The sequence below is a fragment of the Mesorhizobium sp. M0768 genome (genome assembly GCF_040320195.1).
Classification (GTDB): domain Bacteria; phylum Pseudomonadota; class Alphaproteobacteria; order Rhizobiales; family Rhizobiaceae; genus Mesorhizobium.
On sequence record NZ_JAMYPD010000002.1, the window covers coordinates 260,461 to 278,409 of the forward strand.

At 62.9% G+C, this 17,949-nt stretch carries 17 protein-coding genes; 14 read left to right on the forward strand and 3 right to left on the reverse strand.

What is annotated here, in order from left to right; all coding sequences use genetic code 11:
- Positions 1-9: 9 nt before the first annotated feature.
- The 12 genes from NKI08_RS03565 to dhaK all read left to right on the forward strand — a co-directional run bounded on the left by NKI08_RS03565 (position 10) and on the right by dhaK (position 10,367).
- Complete coding sequence (locus NKI08_RS03565; RefSeq protein ID WP_352767425.1) at positions 10-957, forward strand: carbohydrate ABC transporter permease; 948 nt, start codon at positions 10-12, stop codon at positions 955-957.
- On the forward strand, positions 954-1,904 hold the full coding sequence (locus tag NKI08_RS03570; protein WP_352448471.1) for a carbohydrate ABC transporter permease: 951 nt from the start codon (positions 954-956) through the stop codon (positions 1,902-1,904). The genes NKI08_RS03565 and NKI08_RS03570 overlap by 4 nt, the downstream gene beginning before the upstream one ends.
- Positions 1,901-2,101 (forward strand): hypothetical protein, encoded by a 201-nt coding sequence (locus tag NKI08_RS03575; protein WP_023676334.1) that lies wholly within the window; start codon positions 1,901-1,903, stop codon positions 2,099-2,101. Before NKI08_RS03570 ends, NKI08_RS03575 begins: the two co-directional genes overlap by 4 nt.
- Positions 2,102-2,104: 3 nt before the next feature.
- On the forward strand, positions 2,105-3,217 hold the full coding sequence (locus tag NKI08_RS03580) for an ABC transporter ATP-binding protein (RefSeq protein ID WP_352448470.1): 1,113 nt from the start codon (positions 2,105-2,107) through the stop codon (positions 3,215-3,217).
- A complete protein-coding gene (locus NKI08_RS03585; RefSeq protein WP_352767232.1) occupies positions 3,210-4,217 on the forward strand; it encodes an ABC transporter ATP-binding protein in 1,008 nt (335 codons plus the stop codon). Before NKI08_RS03580 ends, NKI08_RS03585 begins: the two co-directional genes overlap by 8 nt.
- Before the next feature lie 67 nt (positions 4,218-4,284).
- The gene (locus NKI08_RS03590) at positions 4,285-5,928 is read left to right on the forward strand and encodes a dihydroxyacetone kinase subunit DhaK (RefSeq protein ID WP_352767234.1); all 1,644 of its coding nucleotides are present in this window, start codon (positions 4,285-4,287) and stop codon (positions 5,926-5,928) included.
- Between the two features lie 81 nt (positions 5,929-6,009).
- Positions 6,010-6,612: a dihydroxyacetone kinase subunit DhaL gene (gene dhaL / locus NKI08_RS03595; RefSeq protein ID WP_352767236.1), complete on the forward strand. Its 603-nt coding sequence runs from the start codon at positions 6,010-6,012 to the stop codon at positions 6,610-6,612.
- Positions 6,609-6,998, forward strand: coding sequence for a dihydroxyacetone kinase phosphoryl donor subunit DhaM (gene dhaM, locus NKI08_RS03600; protein WP_352469937.1), 390 nt, complete (start codon positions 6,609-6,611; stop codon positions 6,996-6,998). The genes dhaL and dhaM overlap by 4 nt, the downstream gene beginning before the upstream one ends.
- Positions 6,999-7,020: 22 nt before the next feature.
- The gene (locus NKI08_RS03605) at positions 7,021-7,323 is read left to right on the forward strand and encodes an HPr family phosphocarrier protein (protein ID WP_023676329.1); all 303 of its coding nucleotides are present in this window, start codon (positions 7,021-7,023) and stop codon (positions 7,321-7,323) included.
- Positions 7,307-8,923, forward strand: coding sequence for a phosphoenolpyruvate--protein phosphotransferase (gene ptsP, locus NKI08_RS03610; protein ID WP_352469936.1), 1,617 nt, complete (start codon positions 7,307-7,309; stop codon positions 8,921-8,923). The genes NKI08_RS03605 and ptsP overlap by 17 nt, the downstream gene beginning before the upstream one ends.
- 8 nt (positions 8,924-8,931) lie before the next feature.
- The gene (locus tag NKI08_RS03615; RefSeq protein WP_023676327.1) at positions 8,932-9,354 is read left to right on the forward strand and encodes a hypothetical protein; all 423 of its coding nucleotides are present in this window, start codon (positions 8,932-8,934) and stop codon (positions 9,352-9,354) included.
- A 26-nt stretch (positions 9,355-9,380) separates the two neighbouring features.
- Positions 9,381-10,367 carry a dihydroxyacetone kinase subunit DhaK gene (gene dhaK, locus NKI08_RS03620; protein WP_352454687.1) on the forward strand — a complete coding sequence of 329 codons (987 nt, stop codon included), beginning with the start codon at positions 9,381-9,383 and terminating at the stop codon, positions 10,365-10,367.
- A gap of 284 nt (positions 10,368-10,651) precedes the next feature.
- Here the strand turns inward: dhaK and NKI08_RS03625 are convergent, their stop codons facing one another.
- A complete protein-coding gene (locus NKI08_RS03625) occupies positions 10,652-11,443 on the reverse strand; it encodes a DUF2259 domain-containing protein (protein WP_352767238.1) in 792 nt (263 codons plus the stop codon).
- Between the two features lie 171 nt (positions 11,444-11,614).
- Here NKI08_RS03625 and NKI08_RS03630 point away from each other — a divergent pair, with 171 nt between their 5' ends.
- Positions 11,615-13,522: a propionyl-CoA synthetase gene (locus NKI08_RS03630; protein WP_352681427.1), complete on the forward strand. Its 1,908-nt coding sequence runs from the start codon at positions 11,615-11,617 to the stop codon at positions 13,520-13,522.
- Positions 13,523-13,715: 193 nt separating this feature from the next.
- A complete protein-coding gene (locus NKI08_RS03635; protein ID WP_352469933.1) occupies positions 13,716-14,417 on the forward strand; it encodes a metallophosphoesterase family protein in 702 nt (233 codons plus the stop codon).
- 15 nt (positions 14,418-14,432) lie between these two features.
- On the opposite strand, the gene NKI08_RS03640 is transcribed toward NKI08_RS03635, so the two are convergent.
- Entirely contained in the window at positions 14,433-16,853 is a 2,421-nt protein-coding gene (locus NKI08_RS03640; protein ID WP_352469932.1) for a polysaccharide biosynthesis tyrosine autokinase, read from the reverse strand.
- Between the two features lie 151 nt (positions 16,854-17,004).
- Positions 17,005-17,901, reverse strand: coding sequence for a UTP--glucose-1-phosphate uridylyltransferase (locus NKI08_RS03645; RefSeq protein WP_352681429.1), 897 nt, complete (start codon positions 17,899-17,901; stop codon positions 17,005-17,007).
- Positions 17,902-17,949: the final 48 nt, after the last annotated feature.

Here is a 17,949-nt window from a genome sequence, read left to right on the forward strand (position 1 = left end):
GGACTGACCATGCTCAATCGGACGGCGGACAGCGTTGCCCGGGCTACGCCCGAGCCGTTGGCCCGCAAGGTCCGGGGCATCAGCGACAAGGGCCTCGCCTGGCTGTTCATCTCGCCGACGATCCTGTTGCTGTTAGCTATCAACATCTTTCCGCTGTTCTGGGCAATCTATCTGTCCTTCACCAATTTTCGCGCCAATCGGGCCAACGAGGTTGTGAAGAACCTCGGGCTGGCCAACTACAAGCGCATCCTCGCCGACCAGGACATCTGGATCGCCATGCAGACGACGGCGCATTTCGTGTTCTGGACCATCCTGCTGCAGACGCTGATCGGCTTCACTCTGGCCTGGCTGATCGACCGCAAGTTCCGCGGCCACGCCTTCTGGACGACCATCATCCTGGTGCCGATGATGCTATCGCCGGCGGTGGTCGGCAATTTCTGGCGCTTTCTCTACGAGCCGCAGATCGGGCTGTTCGCCTACGCCGTTTCGTTCGTCACCGGCATTCCGGCAACCGAGATCAGCATGCTCTCCAACGTGTCACTGGCGCCATGGTCGATCATCATCGTCGACACCTGGATGTGGACGCCTTACGTAATGCTGATCTGCCTCGCCGGCCTGCGCTCGATCCCCGAATACATCTACGAAGCGGCCGAGGTCGACCGCGCCTCCAACTGGCGGCAGTTCTGGTCGATCACGCTGCCGATGGCGCTGCCCTTCATCATGCTGGCGGTGCTGTTTCGCGGCATCGAGAACTTCAAGATGTTCGACATGGTCAATTTGCTCACCGGCGGCGGGCCGGGATCGACCACCGAAGTGGCCTCGATCACGCTGAAGCGGCAGGCCTTCGAAAGCTGGCGGACGGGCTATTCCTCGGCTTTCGCCATCATCCTGTTCGTCGCAGTGTTTGGCCTCGCAAACATCTACGTCAAGGCGCTCAACAAGGTGAAGCAGAGATGAGCCTAACGTCAGCCCATTCCGTTGTCGCGCCGTCGGCCACGTCGAAGCGCGTCGCCGGCGCCATCATCGTCGCCTACGCGCTGATCTCGATCGTGCCGCTGCTGTGGATCTTCGCCACCAGCTTCAAGACGCCGCCGGATTCGATCGCCTATCCGCCGAAGATCCTGTTCCAGCCCAGCCTCGAGGGCTACTGCAATTTGTTCTCGACCCGGACTCGGCAAACACCGGAATACATCAACTCGCTGGGACCGGCGACGGGCCTGTGCGACGAGACGGTGCGCAAGCGCAATATGGTGATCGCCGGCCCGTCCAACTTCATGCCGCGCTTCGTCAATTCGCTGATTATCGCGTTCGGCTCGACGTTTTGCGCGGTTTTCCTCGGCACGCTGTCGGCCTATGGTTTTTCGCGCTTCAAGGTGCCGCTCGCCGACGACCTTCTGTTCTTCATCCTGTCGACGCGGATGATGCCGCCGATCGCGGTCGCCATCCCGATCTACCTGATGTACCGGGAGCTTGGCCTGTCGGACACGGCTCTCGGCATGATCCTGCTTTATACGGCGGTCAACGTGTCCTTGGCGGTGTGGCTGCTGAAAGGCTTCATCGACGAGATCCCGCGCGAATATGAAGAAGCGGCGATGATCGACGGCTACACCAGACTGCAGGCGTTCTGGCGCACGGTGCTGCCGCAGGCGACCACCGGTATTGCCGCAACCGCCATCTTCTGCCTGATCTTTGCCTGGAACGAATATGCCTTCGCTGCGCTGCTGACCTCGGGCACGGCGCAGACCGCGCCGCCCTTCATTCCGACCATCATCGGCGAAGGCGGTCAGGACTGGCCGGCGGTCGCGGCCGGCACGACGATCTTCCTGGTGCCGATCCTGGTCTTCACCATCCTGCTTCGCAAGCAATTGCTGCGCGGCATCACCTTTGGCGCGGTGCGTAAATGAGCATGACCGCAAAACGCAAATCGCGCTGGCCCGTCTGGGCCAGGCGCGGGCTGATGGAAAACGTCGCCACCGCGATCATCGCCATCGGCTTCCTGATGCTGTTCCAGCCCTTCGCACTGGTGCTCTACACCTATTCCTTCATCACCATGCTTGCGGGCACGGCGATGTTCATCATCGTCTCGAAATTTCCGGAGTAGACGATGGCCGAGATCAGGGTCGAACATCTGAGGAAGGCATTCGGCGATTTCGTCGCCGTGCAGGATTCCAACTTCGTCGTCGAGGACGGCGAATTCTTCGTCATGCTGGGGCCGTCCGGCTGCGGCAAGACGACGACGTTGCGCATGATCGCTGGGCTCGAACTGCCGACCGGCGGCAAGATCCTGCTTGGCGGCGAGGACGTCACCATGCGACGTGCCCGCGAGCGCGACATCGCCTTCGTCTTCCAGCTGTTCGCGCTCTATCCGCACATGAATGTGCGGAAGAACATCGGCTTTCCACTGCTGGCGCAAGGCGTGCCAGGCGCTGAAATCCGGAGCCGAGTGGAGGAGACGGCGAAGCTTTTGCGGATCGACCATCTGCTCAACAAATCGGTCTCCGGGCTTGCCGGCGGCGATCGCCAGCGCGTGGCGCTCGGCCGCGCCATCGTACGGCGGCCAAAATGCTTCCTGATGGATGAGCCGCTCGGCACGCTCGACACCGAATTCCGCGACCTGATGGTCCATGAATTGCGAGAACTGCACAACCGCATTCACGCCACCACCGTCTATGTCACGCATGACCAGATGGAAGCGATGTCGATGGCCGACAAGATCGCGGTGATGAACCACGGCGTCATCGAGCAGTTCGGCACGCCGCGCGAGATCTACGACCGGCCGGCGACGATGTTCGTCGCCGACTTCATCGGCTCGCCGCCGATGAATTTCCTCGGCTTCGGCGGCGGGCTTTCAAAGGGCGCCAGGGAAATTGTTGTGCAAGGCGCGAAGGTGGCCGTGCCGGAGATCCGCGAGGACGTCGCGCCGGCCGAGATGGCGCTTGGCATCCGACCGGAGCACATCCGCTTCGATGACGCTTCGAAGCTGCGCGGTGCTATTTACGGCACGGAATATCTCGGCACCACTCAGATCGTCGCGGTGGAGACAGCGGACGGCATCATCAAGGCCAGGGTGCCGGCCGAAATCCGGCTCAATCCGGGCGATCATGTGGGCCTGGCGCTGAGCAGCGCGCGGCTGTCGCTGTTCGCAAAAGGATCCGGGCGTGCGGTGCGCACCGAAATCCATGACTCGGCCTCCCAGGGGAGAGCACATCATGGCTGACGTTCACATCAAAAGCGTGACCAAGGCTTTTGGCGAGCATGTCGCCGTCGACAATCTCGACCTGCATATCGCCGACGGGGAATTCGTCGTGCTGCTCGGGCCGACCGGCGCCGGCAAGACGACGACGCTCAGGCTGATCGCCGGGTTGGAGCGTCCGGAAGCGGGCTCGATCCATATTGCCGGCCACGACACGACGACGCTGTCGCCGGCCGAGCGCGACACCGCTTTCGTATTCCAGCAATATTCGCTCTATCCGCATCTGTCGGTTTACGACAACCTCGCCTTTCCGCTGCGCTCGCCAGCACGGAAAATGCCGGAGGATCAGATCCGCCGCCGCGTCGAGGACGTGGCCAAGATGGTGCGCATCCACCACAAGCTGAATAATCGCTCGACCAAACTCTCTGGCGGCGAGATGCAGCGCGTCGCCATCGGCCGCGCCTTGGTGCGCAAGCCGTCGATCTACCTGATGGACGAGCCGCTGTCGTCGCTCGACGCCAAGCTGCGCGCCGATCTCAGGCTAGAGCTGAAGCGCATCCAGGCGGAACTCGGCGCCACAATGCTCTACGTCACGCACGACCAGATCGAAGCGATGACCATGGCCGACCGCATCGGCATTCTCGCCGACGGCGTGCTGGTGCAGATCGGTTCCCCGCGCATGATCTATTCTGAGCCGGCAAACCTTCACGTCGCCGCAAGGCTCGGCCAACCGGCAATCAATTTGTTGCCGGTCGGACTGCTGCCGGATGGCGGCGCGCCGGCGGGAACAAAGACGATCGGTGCTCGTACCGAACATCTTTCGATCGAGAAGGTGGCGAACGGCCATGCCGACGGCGTCGTCGATTGGGTCGAGCATCTCGGCGACCAGAACCATCTGCATGTGACGGTGGGGGCCAGGAAGCTGGTGACGCTAACCGACACCGACCTGGCGCAGGGCGACAGGATCATGATCCGCTATCGCTCGCCGCTGTATTTCGGCGCCGATGGGCGACGGCTGATGTGAGCGCTGCGCGAGTGTTTTCCTGGCACCTTTCAACCGGCAATTTCGGGCACCGGACTGGACCAATTCGATGAAGCATTTTTTCAATCGCAGGGATACGATCGTAACTGAGGCCCTGGACGGCTTCCTCGGTACGACCGGCGCCGGCGATCTCGCTCGCCTCGACGGCTATCCCGAGATCAAGGTCATTCTCCGCGCGGACTGGGATAAGACGAAGGTCGCGGTCATTTCCGGCGGCGGGGCCGGGCACGAACCTGCCCATGCCGGCTTTGTCGGCATTGGCATGCTGACGGCGGCGGTTTCGGGCGAGATCTTTGCTTCGCCGAGCGTGGAAGCGGTATTGGCCGCCATCCGCGCGGTGACCGGTCCCGCCGGGTGCCTGCTGATCGTCAAGAACTATACCGGCGATCGCCTCAACTTCGGCCTGGCAGCCGAGAAGGCGCGCGCCGAAGGTTTTCGAGTCGAGATGGTGATTGTCGCCGACGATATCGCCCTGCCGGACATTGCCCAGCCGCGTGGCGTGGCCGGCACCTTGTTCGTGCACAAGATCGCCGGCCACCTGTCGGAAGCCGGCATTGACCTGGCGACGGTTGCCGCTGCGGCGCGGGCCGCGGCGGCGGATATCGTTTCGCTCGGCATATCGCTGTCATCCTGCTCGATCCCCGGTCAGAGCCATGACGAAAGATTTGGCGCCGACGACGCTGAACTCGGCCTCGGCATCCATGGCGAACCGGGCGTTGAGCGGATTGCGGTGCAAAGTGCCGAAAGGCTGGTTGCGATCATGTCGGAGCGCCTTGCCGCGCGGCTCGATCCGGTCAGCGACTACGCCTTGCTGATCAATAATCTCGGTTCGGTGCCACCGCTGGAAATGTTGCTTGTCGCCAATGCGGTATTGGCTTCACCGCTGGCACAAAAGGTGACGCTGACAATCGGGCCCGGGCAGCTTGTGACCGCGCTCAACATGAACGGCTTTTCCCTGTCGCTGATCCGGCTCGATGCGTCGCGCGAAGCGGCGTTGCGGGCGCCGGTAGGCCCTCACGCCTGGCTGCCGGCAAGAGCCGTTCGCCAAGCCAGCGTCGTGCCGATGGCCAAAGCCGCCGGCCCGAACAACGCGTCGAAAGCCAGCCAGGACGCACGCACCGACCGGTTGGTTGTCGCGGTCTGCGAACGGCTGATCTCGCTTGAAGGCGCGTTGAACGGACTGGATGCCAAGGCGGGAGACGGTGACACCGGATCGACTGTGGCGGCCGGTGCGCGCAGCGTGCTTGGCCGCATTGCGACACTGCCGCTCGCTGAGCCTGCCGCAACGCTCGCCGTCGTCGGCGACATCCTGAGCGCCAGCATGGGCGGCTCTAGCGGCGTGCTGTTGTCGATCTTCTTCACCGCCGCCGCGCAGGCGCTGGAGTCTGGCGAAACGCTTCCCAAGGCGCTTCTCGCCGGCCTCGATCGGATGTCCTTCTATGGTGGAGCGAGGGTCGGCGATCGCACGATGATCGATGCCCTGGAACCCGCCTTGAGGGCGCTGGATAGGGGGAGTCTGGAAGATGCGGCGGTCGGGGCGCAACGCGGAGCCGAGGCCACCGCTGCCATGCGCAAGGCCAAGGCCGGGCGGTCCGCTTATATTGGCAGCCAGCTCGACGGCGTGGTCGACCCCGGCGCCTTTGCCGTCGCCGAGGTCTTCACTGCCCTCGCTGCGTTGCTCGAACCCGCTTGACTGGGGAAAAGAATGCTTCAATTGCCGGATATGCAATTTTCTCGTACTGCCGGCAGCGCAGGGGCCAGGAGCATGGGTGACATGGCGGCAGCGGATATTTCCAGGCTGATCGAGGCGGCGGCAAACACGATCGCCGCACATGCCGACGAGCTGACCAGTCTCGACCAGGCCATCGGCGACGGCGACCATGGGCTCAACATGAAACGCGGCTTCGAGGCAGTGCGGGCCGAGGCCGGCGCGTTTGCGACAAAGCCGTTGCCCGAGGCGCTGAAGGCGATCGGCACCAAACTGGTGATGACCGTCGGCGGAGCCTCCGGTCCCTTGTTCGGCACGCTGTTCATGGCGCTCGGCAAGGAGATTTCCGCCGCGCCGGGTCGCGCCGACCTGGCGGCGGCCTTCGGCAAGGCGATCGAAGCGGTTGCAGCCAGAGGCAAGTCGCAGGCCGGGCAAAAAACCATGCTCGACGTGCTGCAGCCGGTGCATGAGGCCCTGCTGCAGGGAAAGACGGCAGCGGACATCGTCGAGATCGCCGACAACGCGGCCGACGCGACCGTGCCGATGAAGGCGCTGCGTGGGCGCGCCTCGTTCCTTGGCGACCGTTCGATCGGTCATATGGATGCCGGCGCACGCTCGACTGCGCTTCTGGTGCGGGCCGTAGCGGAGGCAATCGAGAGGCGCGCATGAGCAATGTCGGCATCGTCATCGTATCGCATTCGCCGCTGGTCGCCGAAGGCACCGCCGACATGGTGCGGCAGATGGTCGGCAACGAAGTGCCGCTTGCATGGTGCGGGGGAAACGGCCATGGCGGGCTGGGAACCAATGTCGAGGCGATCATGGACGCCATCGACAAGGCCTGGTCGGAGGCGGGGGTCGCGATCCTCGTCGATCTCGGCGGTGCCGAGACCAATAGCGAGATGGCGGTCGAGATGATCGGCGAACCACGCGCCCAGAAGATCATCGTCTGCAATGCGCCGATCGTCGAAGGCGCGGTGATGGCGGCGACCGAGGCTTCCGGCGGCGCCTCGCTCAGGGAAGTGGTGGCGACGGCGCACGAATTGTCGCCGTCGTGAACGAACGGGAATTTTGACAAGCATGTCCGCAGCAGCCGAAGCCAGCGTCCTGATCACCCATGAGGTGGGACTGCATGCGCGTCCTTCGGTGAAGTTCACCAAGCTTGCCAAGACGTTTTCGGCCGACGTCGAGATTGCGCTCGCCGCCAACGGGCCATGGTTCGACGCCAAGAGCATCGTCAAGGTGATGGCGGCGAAAGCGCCGAAAGGCACTGTCCTGCATATCAGAGCCAAAGGGGACGGCGCCGGCGAGGCGGTCGGCGCACTGGTCGAGCTGGTGCGGCGCGATTTCGACGAAGGCAAGGACCATGCCCGAACCGCTTAGGCTGCAGGGCATTTCGGCATCGGCCGGCTATGCCGAGGGGCCGCTGTTCAATCTGGACCAGGCTGCTGTGCGTTATGTCCGCAAGGCGACTGCCGCGGACGAGAAGGCGGCGCTTGAGGCCGCCATCTCCATTGCCGCAGGCCGGCTCGCGACATTGATGGAAACCAGCGACAGCGAGGCGGCCGGTATCCTCGAATTCCAGCTCGCCATGCTGGAGGACGACGCGCTGACCGGCCCGGCCTTTGAGCGAATTGCCGAGGGCATGGCTGCTGATGTGGCTTGGCGAAAAGCGCTCGACGCCGAGATAGCCGGCTATGAAACATCCGAGCAGGACTATTTCCGGGCGCGCGCGGCCGACATGCGCGACATACGCGACCAGGTGCTACGCGCGCTTGCCGGGGGCGGCGACATTGCCGCGCCGGCAGGTGCGATCTTCTACGGCGAGGATATCGCACCGACGCGCTTCCTCGAAACCGACTGGAGTGCCGGCGGCGGCATAGCACTTACGGCCGGAAGTGCCGCAAGTCATGTCGCAATGCTGGCACGCTCACGCGGCGTGCCAATGGTGGTGGGGTTGGGGCTCGTAGCGCGTGGGGTAGCCGGGCCCGGTGCTTCGCCGGCTCACCTTGCCGGAATCGCACTGCTCGATGCCGAACATGGCGGCATCGTGTTGGCGCCTTCGAAAGTGGAGATCGACGCATTCCGGCGATCGTCGTCGTCTTTCGCGGCGCATCGCGACAAAGCGGCAGCCTATTTGACAAGGCCGGCAGCAACGAAGACCGGCATAGCGGTCCACGTGCAGGTGAATATTGCCGATCCGTCCGATGTCGACCGCATCGATGCTGCGGCGTGCGACGGTGTCGGGCTGATGCGGACCGAATTCCTGTTCGGCAAGACGCTGCCGGACGAGGAGACGCAGTATCGCGCCTACCGTAGAGTGCTGGAATGGGCAGGCGACAGGCCGGTGACGATCCGTACTGTCGATGCGGGCGGCGATAAACCTGTGCCGGGCCTGACCGTCGAGGAAGGTAATCCATTCCTTGGCCTGCGCGGGATCAGGCTGTCGCTGATGCGTCCGGAGGTCTTTGGTGTGCAGATCCGCGCCTTGCTACGTGCCGCCATGCACGGCAATCTGAAGGTGATGTTCCCGATGATCGCTGTTCCGGAAGAGTATGAACACGCCACCGCGCTGTTCGCTGAGGAGCAGGCTGACCTTTTGGCGCGCGGCATCGCGCACAAAATGCCGCCGCTTGGCATCATGGTCGAGGTGCCGTCGGTGGCCATCGCACCGGAGGCATTCGCCAAGGCCGCTTTCTTCTCGATCGGTTCGAATGATTTGACCCAATACGTGATGGCCGCCGCGCGCGACAATGCGTCGGTCGCACATTTGAATTCCGTCAGGCATCCGGCCGTGCTCCGGCTGATCGCCTCGGTTGCCGCCTTCGGCCGCGAGCATAATATCCCGGTCAGCCTGTGTGGCGATGCCGGCGGCGACCCCGCCTCGATCCCGGCGCTGCTCGAAACCGGCCTGCGTGACCTCTCCGTCGCTCCCGCCCAACTCGCGATGGCCAAGGCGGCCATCGCGGACGTTTCGATCTAGGCCCCGGTATGGCAGACAAGGCGTCGCAATCCGGCCCCGAAGAGGCGATCCGCGCCTACAAGACGATCCTGTCGCAGGTGATCGACCAGCGCCCGTCCGGCATGCGCCAGCGCCTCGCTGATGCGCTGGGCAAGCATCGCAGCTTCGTCACGCAGATTTCCAGCCCGGCCTATTCGACGCCGATCCCGTCGAAGCATTTGCCGGCTATCTTCTCCGTCTGCCATTTCAGCCCGGCCGAACGCGATCATTTCCTTGAGGCCTACCATCGGGCGCATCCGGGAAAGATGTCGCTGGCCGCAGGCTTGCGCAAGACACGCCATGTCTCGCTGATCGTTCCCGATTTCGGCGACGACAAGCAGAACGCGGCGCTCGACCGGGCGGTCAACGATTTCATCCAGAAGATCACCAGCATCGCCGGCAAGGGCAGCTGACGCTGGGCTATTTCGGGAGGACGGCCATGAAGAAATTTTTGAATTCGGTCGATACGGTGCTGACCGAGAGCCTCGACGGCTTCGTTGCCGCGCATGCCGATATCCTGGCGCTTGGCGAGGAACACAAATTTGTCCGCCGCAAGCTGCTCACACCGGGCAAGGTGGCGCTGATCTCCGGCGGTGGCTCGGGTCACGAGCCGCTACATGGCGGGTTCGTCGGGCACGGCATGCTGGATGCGGCCTGCCCCGGCCAGGTATTCACCTCGCCAACGCCTGACCAGATGATGGCGGCGGCCGAAGTCGTCAATACGGGCGCCGGCTGCCTGTTCATCGTCAAGAACTACGAGGGCGACGTGATGAATTTCGACATGGCCGCTGAAATGTCGGAAGGCGTGATGCAAATCGTGACCAATGACGACGTTGCGGTCGAAAACTCGTCCTACACCACCGGCCGGCGCGGCGTCGCCGGCACGCTGGTGGTCGAGAAAATCGTCGGCGCGGCGGCCGAACAAGGCATGGCACTGGAGCCGTTGAAGGCGCTCGGCGAGCGCGTCAACGGCGCGACGCGCTCGATGGGCGTGGCGCTGACCAGTTGCACCGTGCCGGCGGCGGGCAAGCCGACCTTCGATATCGGCGACGGCGAGATGGAGTTCGGGGTCGGCATCCACGGCGAGCCTGGGAGGCGGCGCGACACATTGAAAAGCGCCGATGCTATCGCCGAGGAGATCTGTACCGCAATCCTGGGTGACCTGGGCGACGGTGCCAGAGGCCAGGCGCTACTCTTCGTCAACGGCTTTGGCGGCACACCGTTGATGGAGCTTTATCTGATGTACAACAGCGCCCGCAAAATCTTCGAGAAGCACGGCGTGACGGTGATCCGGTCGCTGGTCGGGTCCTATGTGACCTCGCTCGATATGGCCGGCTGTTCGATCACGCTGAGCATGCTCGACGACGAGGCGGCTGTTTGGTGGGATGCACCGGTACATACGGCCGCGCTGCGCTGGGGCATGTAGCGGCGGAGAATGCCCCAGAAATAGTCGGTGACAAGACCGGTATCGGCAACGCCGCGCATCGCCAGACAGTTGCCCTCCTCACCCTGCGTAAGATAAAGGATCTGCGGGTTTGGGGAGTTCGAGCATGCGTTACAATTGGGATCGGGCGCCGACGGGTTTCGAGCGCCATGGAAAGGTGCTGGCAGCCGCCTTGCTGATCGTCGGCGGGGTCGGACTTATGCTCGCTGCCCTCCCGCTTTAGGGACAACAAACTCGGGTAGCGGACTACGTCTCAGCGCGTTGCCTCAGTGCGCCTGGCCAGTCACGGCGATGAAACGGCGGTCGCGCCCTTCAAATCCCTGGCTGAAGCGCTGCACGAGCACCGCAAGCACGCCCGGTTTTCCATCTGGGGTGAATGCGTAAGATTCCGACAGGCTGTAGGAAGTCGGGCAATTCCTCGAACCGGGCACCGCCTTGTCCTCATGCAGCAGCTTGATCGGCTTGCCGTCCTGACCCTGCAGCGTCAGGCGAAAGCCGAGCGCCTTGCCGGTCGTTTCGCCTTGCTGCGTCGCGTCGAAACTCGCTGAACAATCCGCCGTGCTGTCGGCACGGATCTGCTCGAGCTGGATGGTGCCAAGCTCGTCATAGGCCAGCGAAAGCCATTTTTGCGAAACCTGCTCGAGGCGCGCAATGTCATTGTAGGCGACCATGTCGTCGGGAAAGGTGAACCTGTCCAAGGCAGTCCGCTCGCCGCGCGGCGCGATGGCATATTTGGCCAGCAAGGGCGCCGCCAGTTCGGCGGCCTGTGCCCTCGCCTGCGCAAGCGTCAATGTCGAATCCTCCGTCTCGTCGGCGATGACGATCGGCTTGCCGCCGACGAACTCATCGGTCCGCGTGTCGATGATGTCGATCTCCGACCAGCCCGAATCCGAAGCACCGGCATCGAGCGTGCCGTACTGTTCGAAGGCGAAGTAGTTGCCGTCTGGCGAAAAGCCGATGACGCGCCGAGCCGCCGCGTCGCCTGCCTGAGCAGCTGAAGCGAGCACCACCGCCAGCGTCGCAACCGCGGCAAACCCAAGCTCATATCGCAATTTCATCGCGCCCTGCCCCCTAATGCCGAAAATTCGAACGATACCGGCCCCCAGACCACCATGACCCGCACTTGCGGCCAAGTTAGAACGACGGCAAACGAAACGCACAAATACATGGTTACACAAACCAGCATACGCTATTTCAAGGACAGCAAACATTCCTGGGGAGGAAGCTGGATGGCGTCACGCTACCACGAGGTCTATGACGACTGGAAACGCGACTCGGAAAAATTCTGGGCCGATGCCGCGGGCGAAATCGACTGGTTCTCGCCCTTTGAGACGGTGTTCGACGCCAATGCCGGCGTCTATGGCAGGTGGTTCATTGGCGCCTCGTGCAACACCTGCTTCAATGCCGTCGATCGTCATGTGGCGGGCGGCCGTGCCGACCAGATCGCGTTGATCCATGACAGCGCGATTTCCGGCACAATCAGGAAGTTCACCTATACCGAGTTGAAGCGCGAGGTGATCGCGCTGACCTCGGTGCTCAAGAATCGTGGCATCCAAAAAGGCGATCGCGTCATCATCTACATGCCGATGGTGCCGGAAGCAGCCTTCGCCATGCTTGCCTGTGCGCGGATCGGCGCCGTGCATTCGGTGGTCTTCGGCGGCTTTGCCTCGCATGAGCTCGCCACCCGCATCGACGACGCCAAGCCGAAGCTGATCATCTCCGCTTCCTGCGGCCTGGAGCCAGGGCGCGTGGTTGCCTATAAGCCGCTGCTCGACAAGGCGATCGAGATGTCGCGGCACAAGCCGGAAAGCTGCCTTATCCTGCAGCGCGACCAACTGCGCTGCGAACTCAGGGAAAACCACGATATCGACTATGCCGACGCCGTGGCGCGGGAGCGGGCCGCGGGTGCCAATGTCGACTGTGTTCCGGTGCTTGCCACCGATCCGCTCTACATCATCTACACGTCGGGCACGACCGGCCAGCCGAAGGGAATCGTGCGTGACAATGGCGGCCATATGGTCGCGCTGAAATGGTCGATGGAAAACGAGTTCGGCGTCAAACCGGGCGAAGTGTTCTGGGCGGCTTCCGATGTCGGCTGGGTGGTCGGCCATTCCTATATCGTCTACGGCCCGCTGCTGCATGGCTGCACAACGATCCTGTTCGAGGGCAAGCCGGTCGGCACGCCCGATGCCGGCACCTATTGGCGTGTGATCGCCGAGCATGGCGTCGTCGCGCTGTTCACCGCGCCAACCGCCTTTCGCGCCATCAAAGGACAGGACCCGAAGGGCGAATTCGTCCCGAAATACGACCTGTCCAAATTCCGGACGCTGTTCCTCGCCGGCGAGCGCGCCGATCCCGAAACCATCAAATGGGCGGAGCAGAAATTGACCTTGCCGGTGATCGACCATTGGTGGCAGACCGAGACCGGCTCGCCGATGACCATCAACCCCGCCGGACTGGGCCTGTTGCCGGTCAAATACGGCTCGCCCGGCGTGCCGATGCCCGGTTATGACATCCGCGTGCTCGACGATGCCGGGCATGAGGTCAAGCGTGGTACGCTTGGCAATGTCGTGGTGAGATTGCCGTTGCCCCCCGGCTGCCTGCCGACGCTGTGGAATGCCGACGAGCGGTTTCGCCAAGCCTATCTCGACGAGTTCCCCGGCTTCTACAAAACCGCGGATGCCGGCATGATGGACGAGGACGGCTATCTCTATGTCATGGCTCGCACCGACGACATCATCAATGTCGCCGGCCACCGGCTATCGACCGGCGCCATGGAGGAGATTCTGGCCGCGCATCCCGACGTCGCCGAATGCGCCGTCGTCGGTATTGCCGATGCTATGAAAGGCCAGGTTCCACTCGGCTTCGTCGTGCTGAATGCCGGCGTCGACCGCGACGCCGGCATCATCGAAAACGAGGTTGTCACTCTAGTGCGCGAACGGATCGGCCCGGTCGCTGCCTTCAAGACGGTGGTGACGATCAAGCGCCTGCCGAAGACGCGCTCCGGCAAGATCCTGCGCGGCACCATGCAGAAGATCGCCGACAAGGAGGAATGGGCCATGCCGGCAACGATCGACGACCCGGCCATCCTCGACGAGATCACCGCCGCGCTGAACCGCCGCGGCATCGGCCTGTAATGGGCGCCGAAGCCGAGTTGCGTCCGAAGCTCCGGTATGGAACGAACGGCGCCGGACGTGGTATCCACGCGCGGTGTCGTCATGTTGTTTCGGAATCGAGACGCACCCACAGCCATGCGAGACGCCATACGTGACCCTGTTCCAGCGATCGAGAAAGCCCCAGGCCGCGGCACGCCAGCGGCTGGAGATCGATATGCGGGGCGCAGTCGTCTATGCGATCGGCGACGTGCATGGCTGCTACAAGGAACTCCGCGCCCTGGAGCAGAAGATCGTGCTCGATTCGGCGCCCTTCGAAGGGCGCAAGCTCATAATCATGCTTGGCGACTACGTCGATCGTGGACCCCAGTCGGCGCGTGTGCTCGATCATCTGCTGGCGCCACCGCTCCGTGATTTCCAGCGCATCTGCCTTGCCGGCAACCACGAAGTCGTGATGCTGAACTACGTCGACGGGATCATTTCGAGAGAGTCGTGGCTGGCGATAGGCGGCCTGCAAACGCTGTTTTCCTACGGCGTCGACCCGTCGCGCATGGCCGATCTCTATGGGTCAAGCGAGGAGGTCGACAAGCGCATTCGGGAAGTCATTCCAGCCGACCACATTAGCTTCATGCGCGCGCTGCCGGTCATGGTCTGTTCGGCGAAATTCGTGTTCGTCCATGCCGGCATCAGGCCCGGCATCGACCTCGCCGCGCAGGACGAGGACGACCTGCTGAATATCCGTTCGGACTTCTTCGACGCTGCGCATCTTCTCGACCGCTATGTCGTGCACGGACATACGCCGGTCGACACTCCGAAGCTCGAGGGACGCCGGCTTGGCATAGACACCGGCGCCTTCCAAACCGGCCAGCTGACCGCCCTCAGGATCGTCGACAACCGCGCCAGGTTGATATTTTCCTGAGCGCGATGTCGTCGCTCAGGCGGCTGCCTTGGTGCGCGCTTCCGATTTTTCCAGATAGTAGCTCGAATATTTGTCGAAGAATTTTTCCGAGCCGCCGATCGCGCCATATTTGGCCAGCTTCTTCAGTTCGACCTTGTTCAGCACCGCGCCAATGATCTTCTTGGCGATGTAGGGCTCCGAGCTGAGCATGGATTGCACCATCGCACGCGGCGTGCGTCCCCATTCGGTGACCAGCACGAAGCCGTCGACAAGCGGAGCGAAGGCCTTGGCGTCGACGACAGGCCCGAGCGGCGGCAGATCGACGATGATGTATTCGAAGGTTTCCTTGGCGTTATCGATGAAACGCCGCATGCCGGCTGAAGACAGAAGCTCGCTGGTATGCGAAAACTGGCCACGCAGGACGGCCGGGATGATAGCCAGCTTGGTCTGCCGGTCGATCTTGCCGACCGACTGCCATGTCTGCCCGCTCACCACAGCTTCCATCAGGCCCTGCTCGGCCTCCATACCGAGGCTGCGGCTGAGGCCGGGATTGCGCAGGTCGCCGTCGATCAGCAGCGTTTTCGATCCGTTGACGGCAAGCAGCCCGGCAAGATTGGCCGCCACCGTCGACTTGCCCTCGCCGGGAAGCACCGAGACCACGCCGATGACCCGGCTGCCCTGGCCTTCCATGACGACATCGAAGGCGATCTTGGCGTTGCGCAGCGTCTCGGAGAACATCGATGCCGGGGCATCGACGGTTACCCGCATCCGCGCACGTTTTTCGGCTGCCGACAATGTTTTGGAGGGCTGGGACTTGGAGGACTTGGCGGTCTTGGATTCAACGACTTTGACGTCAGGCTGACCGCCATTGCGCTGGTCATCCTTGCCAGCCTTGCCGATGACCGGCAGGTAGCCGAGGAATTTGAGGCCGACCCGGTCGCGCACATCCTCGCCGGTCCTGAAGAAGCGTTCCCTGAATTCATTCAGGCCACCAACCCCTGCCCCCAGCATCATGCCAAGCGCCAGCGAAAGCCCCAGCACGATGGCTGTGCGGGGGGTTGCGGCCGACTGCGGCATCGTCGCGTCCGAGATGACCCGGATCTTGCCGACCGGGAAGGATTGCTGCTGGGCGGCCTCCTCATAGCGGTTCAGGAACGTCTGGTAGAGCGTCGACAGCGCCGTCGCCTTTTGGTCCAGCTCACGCAGCTTGACCTGCGACTGGTTGTCGATGGAGCTCTTGCCAGCCGCCAAGGCGACATTTGCGCGGAGCGCGGTTTCGCGCGCCAGAGCGACCTCGTATTCGTTGCGGTAGCTTTCGGTCAGTTGCTTCAGCTCGCCGAAAATCTGCGCCGATATGTCGGCCTTCTCCTTGGCGAGCGCGACGGCCTGCGGATGTTGCGGGCCGAAATTGGCTTCGACATCCTGCTGTCGCTTGGATACGGTGAGATAGCGGTTCTTCAGCGTCGTGATGACCGAGCTGCTCGGCTGGTCGTTCGATATCGCAGCGTCCTTGAACGCGTTGTCCGAGCCGCTTTCGACGATCGACTTGTACTGCTGATAGCGGGCGCCGGCACGTGCAGTATCGGCCTGCGCGACGATCAACTGGGTGTTGAGATCGGACAATTGCTTGTCGCTGATCAGCTGGCCGTCATTGACGGCCAATCCGTGTTCGGCCCTGAACTTTTCGACCGCCAGTGCAGCCGCCTGGGAGCTCTCACGAAGCTCGGTCAGCCTGCCTTGCAGCCAGACCGCCGCCCGCTCGGTCGCGTCGAAGCTGGCATCGAGTTGATCGGCTAGATAGGCATCGGCATAGGCCTTGGTGATGGCGGTCGCAAGCGCCGGATCCGTCGCCTGGAAGGAGATGCTGATGACAAAGCTCCGGCCGATCCGCTCGGCATCGAGTTGGGTCTGCAGTTTGAAGATTGCGTAGTCACGGGGCGATGAGGATGCGGTGATCGCGTCACGCGTCGCAGCATCAAGCTGAGTGACATCGGTTGTGCTAGCGGCGCGCTTGGGGCGGACAGACTGGACGATACCGCGCACAAAGCCAGCAACCTTCGACAGGGCCGACGTCGGAGGGTTCATGAAAGCGTCGTTCTGATCGAGCTTCAGCTTGTCGACGACCACCCCAGCCAGCCTGGCCGACTGTAGTATTTCGATCTGGCTCAGAACGGCGGAGTCGGTCTGCATGCTGACCGACGCCGCCGAAATGTCGTCGACGACCTTGTTCAATCCTTCGTCGATCAGCACGCTGCTCGTCGCCACATAGGTAGGAGGCGTCGTCTGCAAATAGAGCACGCCGAGAAAGAGACCGATGACGGCGCAGGCGGCAACCACTTTCGCCTGCCGCGCGGCCATGCCAAGCAGGCGCTCGATGTCGATGAAGTCTTCGGCGTTTGCCGCATTAGAAGCCGGCAATGGCGTCCTCTTGTCGACAGGAAAATTGGCATAGTTCATCTTCGGTCCAATTCTAGTTTGCAGGCGCTACCGCCTCGAAGGTCGGGACATAAGGTGCAAACCTTGCGCCGGACACAGTGCGCGTTACGCGCGGCGCAACGGCCTGTCCTGCGTCATCAGCCGCACCCACAATGCCTCGAAAAAATGGACATTATGCGGCTTCTTCCCGACGCTGATGCGACCGGACGAATTCCTGCAGCATCTCGAAGATCGGGCCCTTCATGTCCTCCCGCGCCAGCGCGAAAGCGATATTGGCCTGGATGAAACCCTCCTTCGAACCGCAGTCGAACATGCGGCCGTCGAAAGGCTGGGCGAAGAAGGCCTGGGTCTGTGCGAGACGCACCATTGCGTCGGTCAGCTGGATCTCGTTTCCGGCGCCGCGTTGCTGGCTGGCAAGCAACGAGAATATCTCGGGCTGCAGGATGTAGCGGCCGTTGATGTAGAAGTTCGACGGCGCGTTGGCAGGAGCCGGCTTTTCGACCATGGCCGTCACCTCGAAGCCCGTGCCGACATCCGCGCCGCGCCCGACAATGCCGTATTTGCTGGTCTCGGTCGGGTCGCAACGCTCGACGGCAATAACGTTTGCGCCAGTCTGCGCATAAAGATCGGCGACTTCGGCGAGACAGCCGCGCCCGCCAAAGGATACCATGTCCGGCAACAGCAACGCGAAGGGCTCGTCACCGATGACTTCGCGCGCGCACCAGACGGCATGGCCGAGGCCTTGCGGCGACTGCTGGCGGATGAAGCTCGTCGCGCCGGCGACGGGAAGCAGGCTTTCAAGCGATTCGAGTTGCGCCTTCTTGCCGCTCTGCTCCAGGGTTCCGATCAGTTCAGGATGCAGGTCGAAATAGTCCTCGATCACCGCCTTGTTGCGGCCGGTGACGAAGACGATGTGCTCGATGCCGGCCTCGAACGCCTCGTCAACCGCATATTGCACGACAGGCCTGTCGACCACCGGCAGCATTTCCTTCGGCATGGACTTGGTCGCCGGCAGGAACCGCGTTCCGAGCCCCGCCACCGGTATGACTGCCTTCCTGACTTTTTTCATTGCATGTTCCTTCTGAGGAGATCGATTTCAACCCTGTCGCAGGCGGCG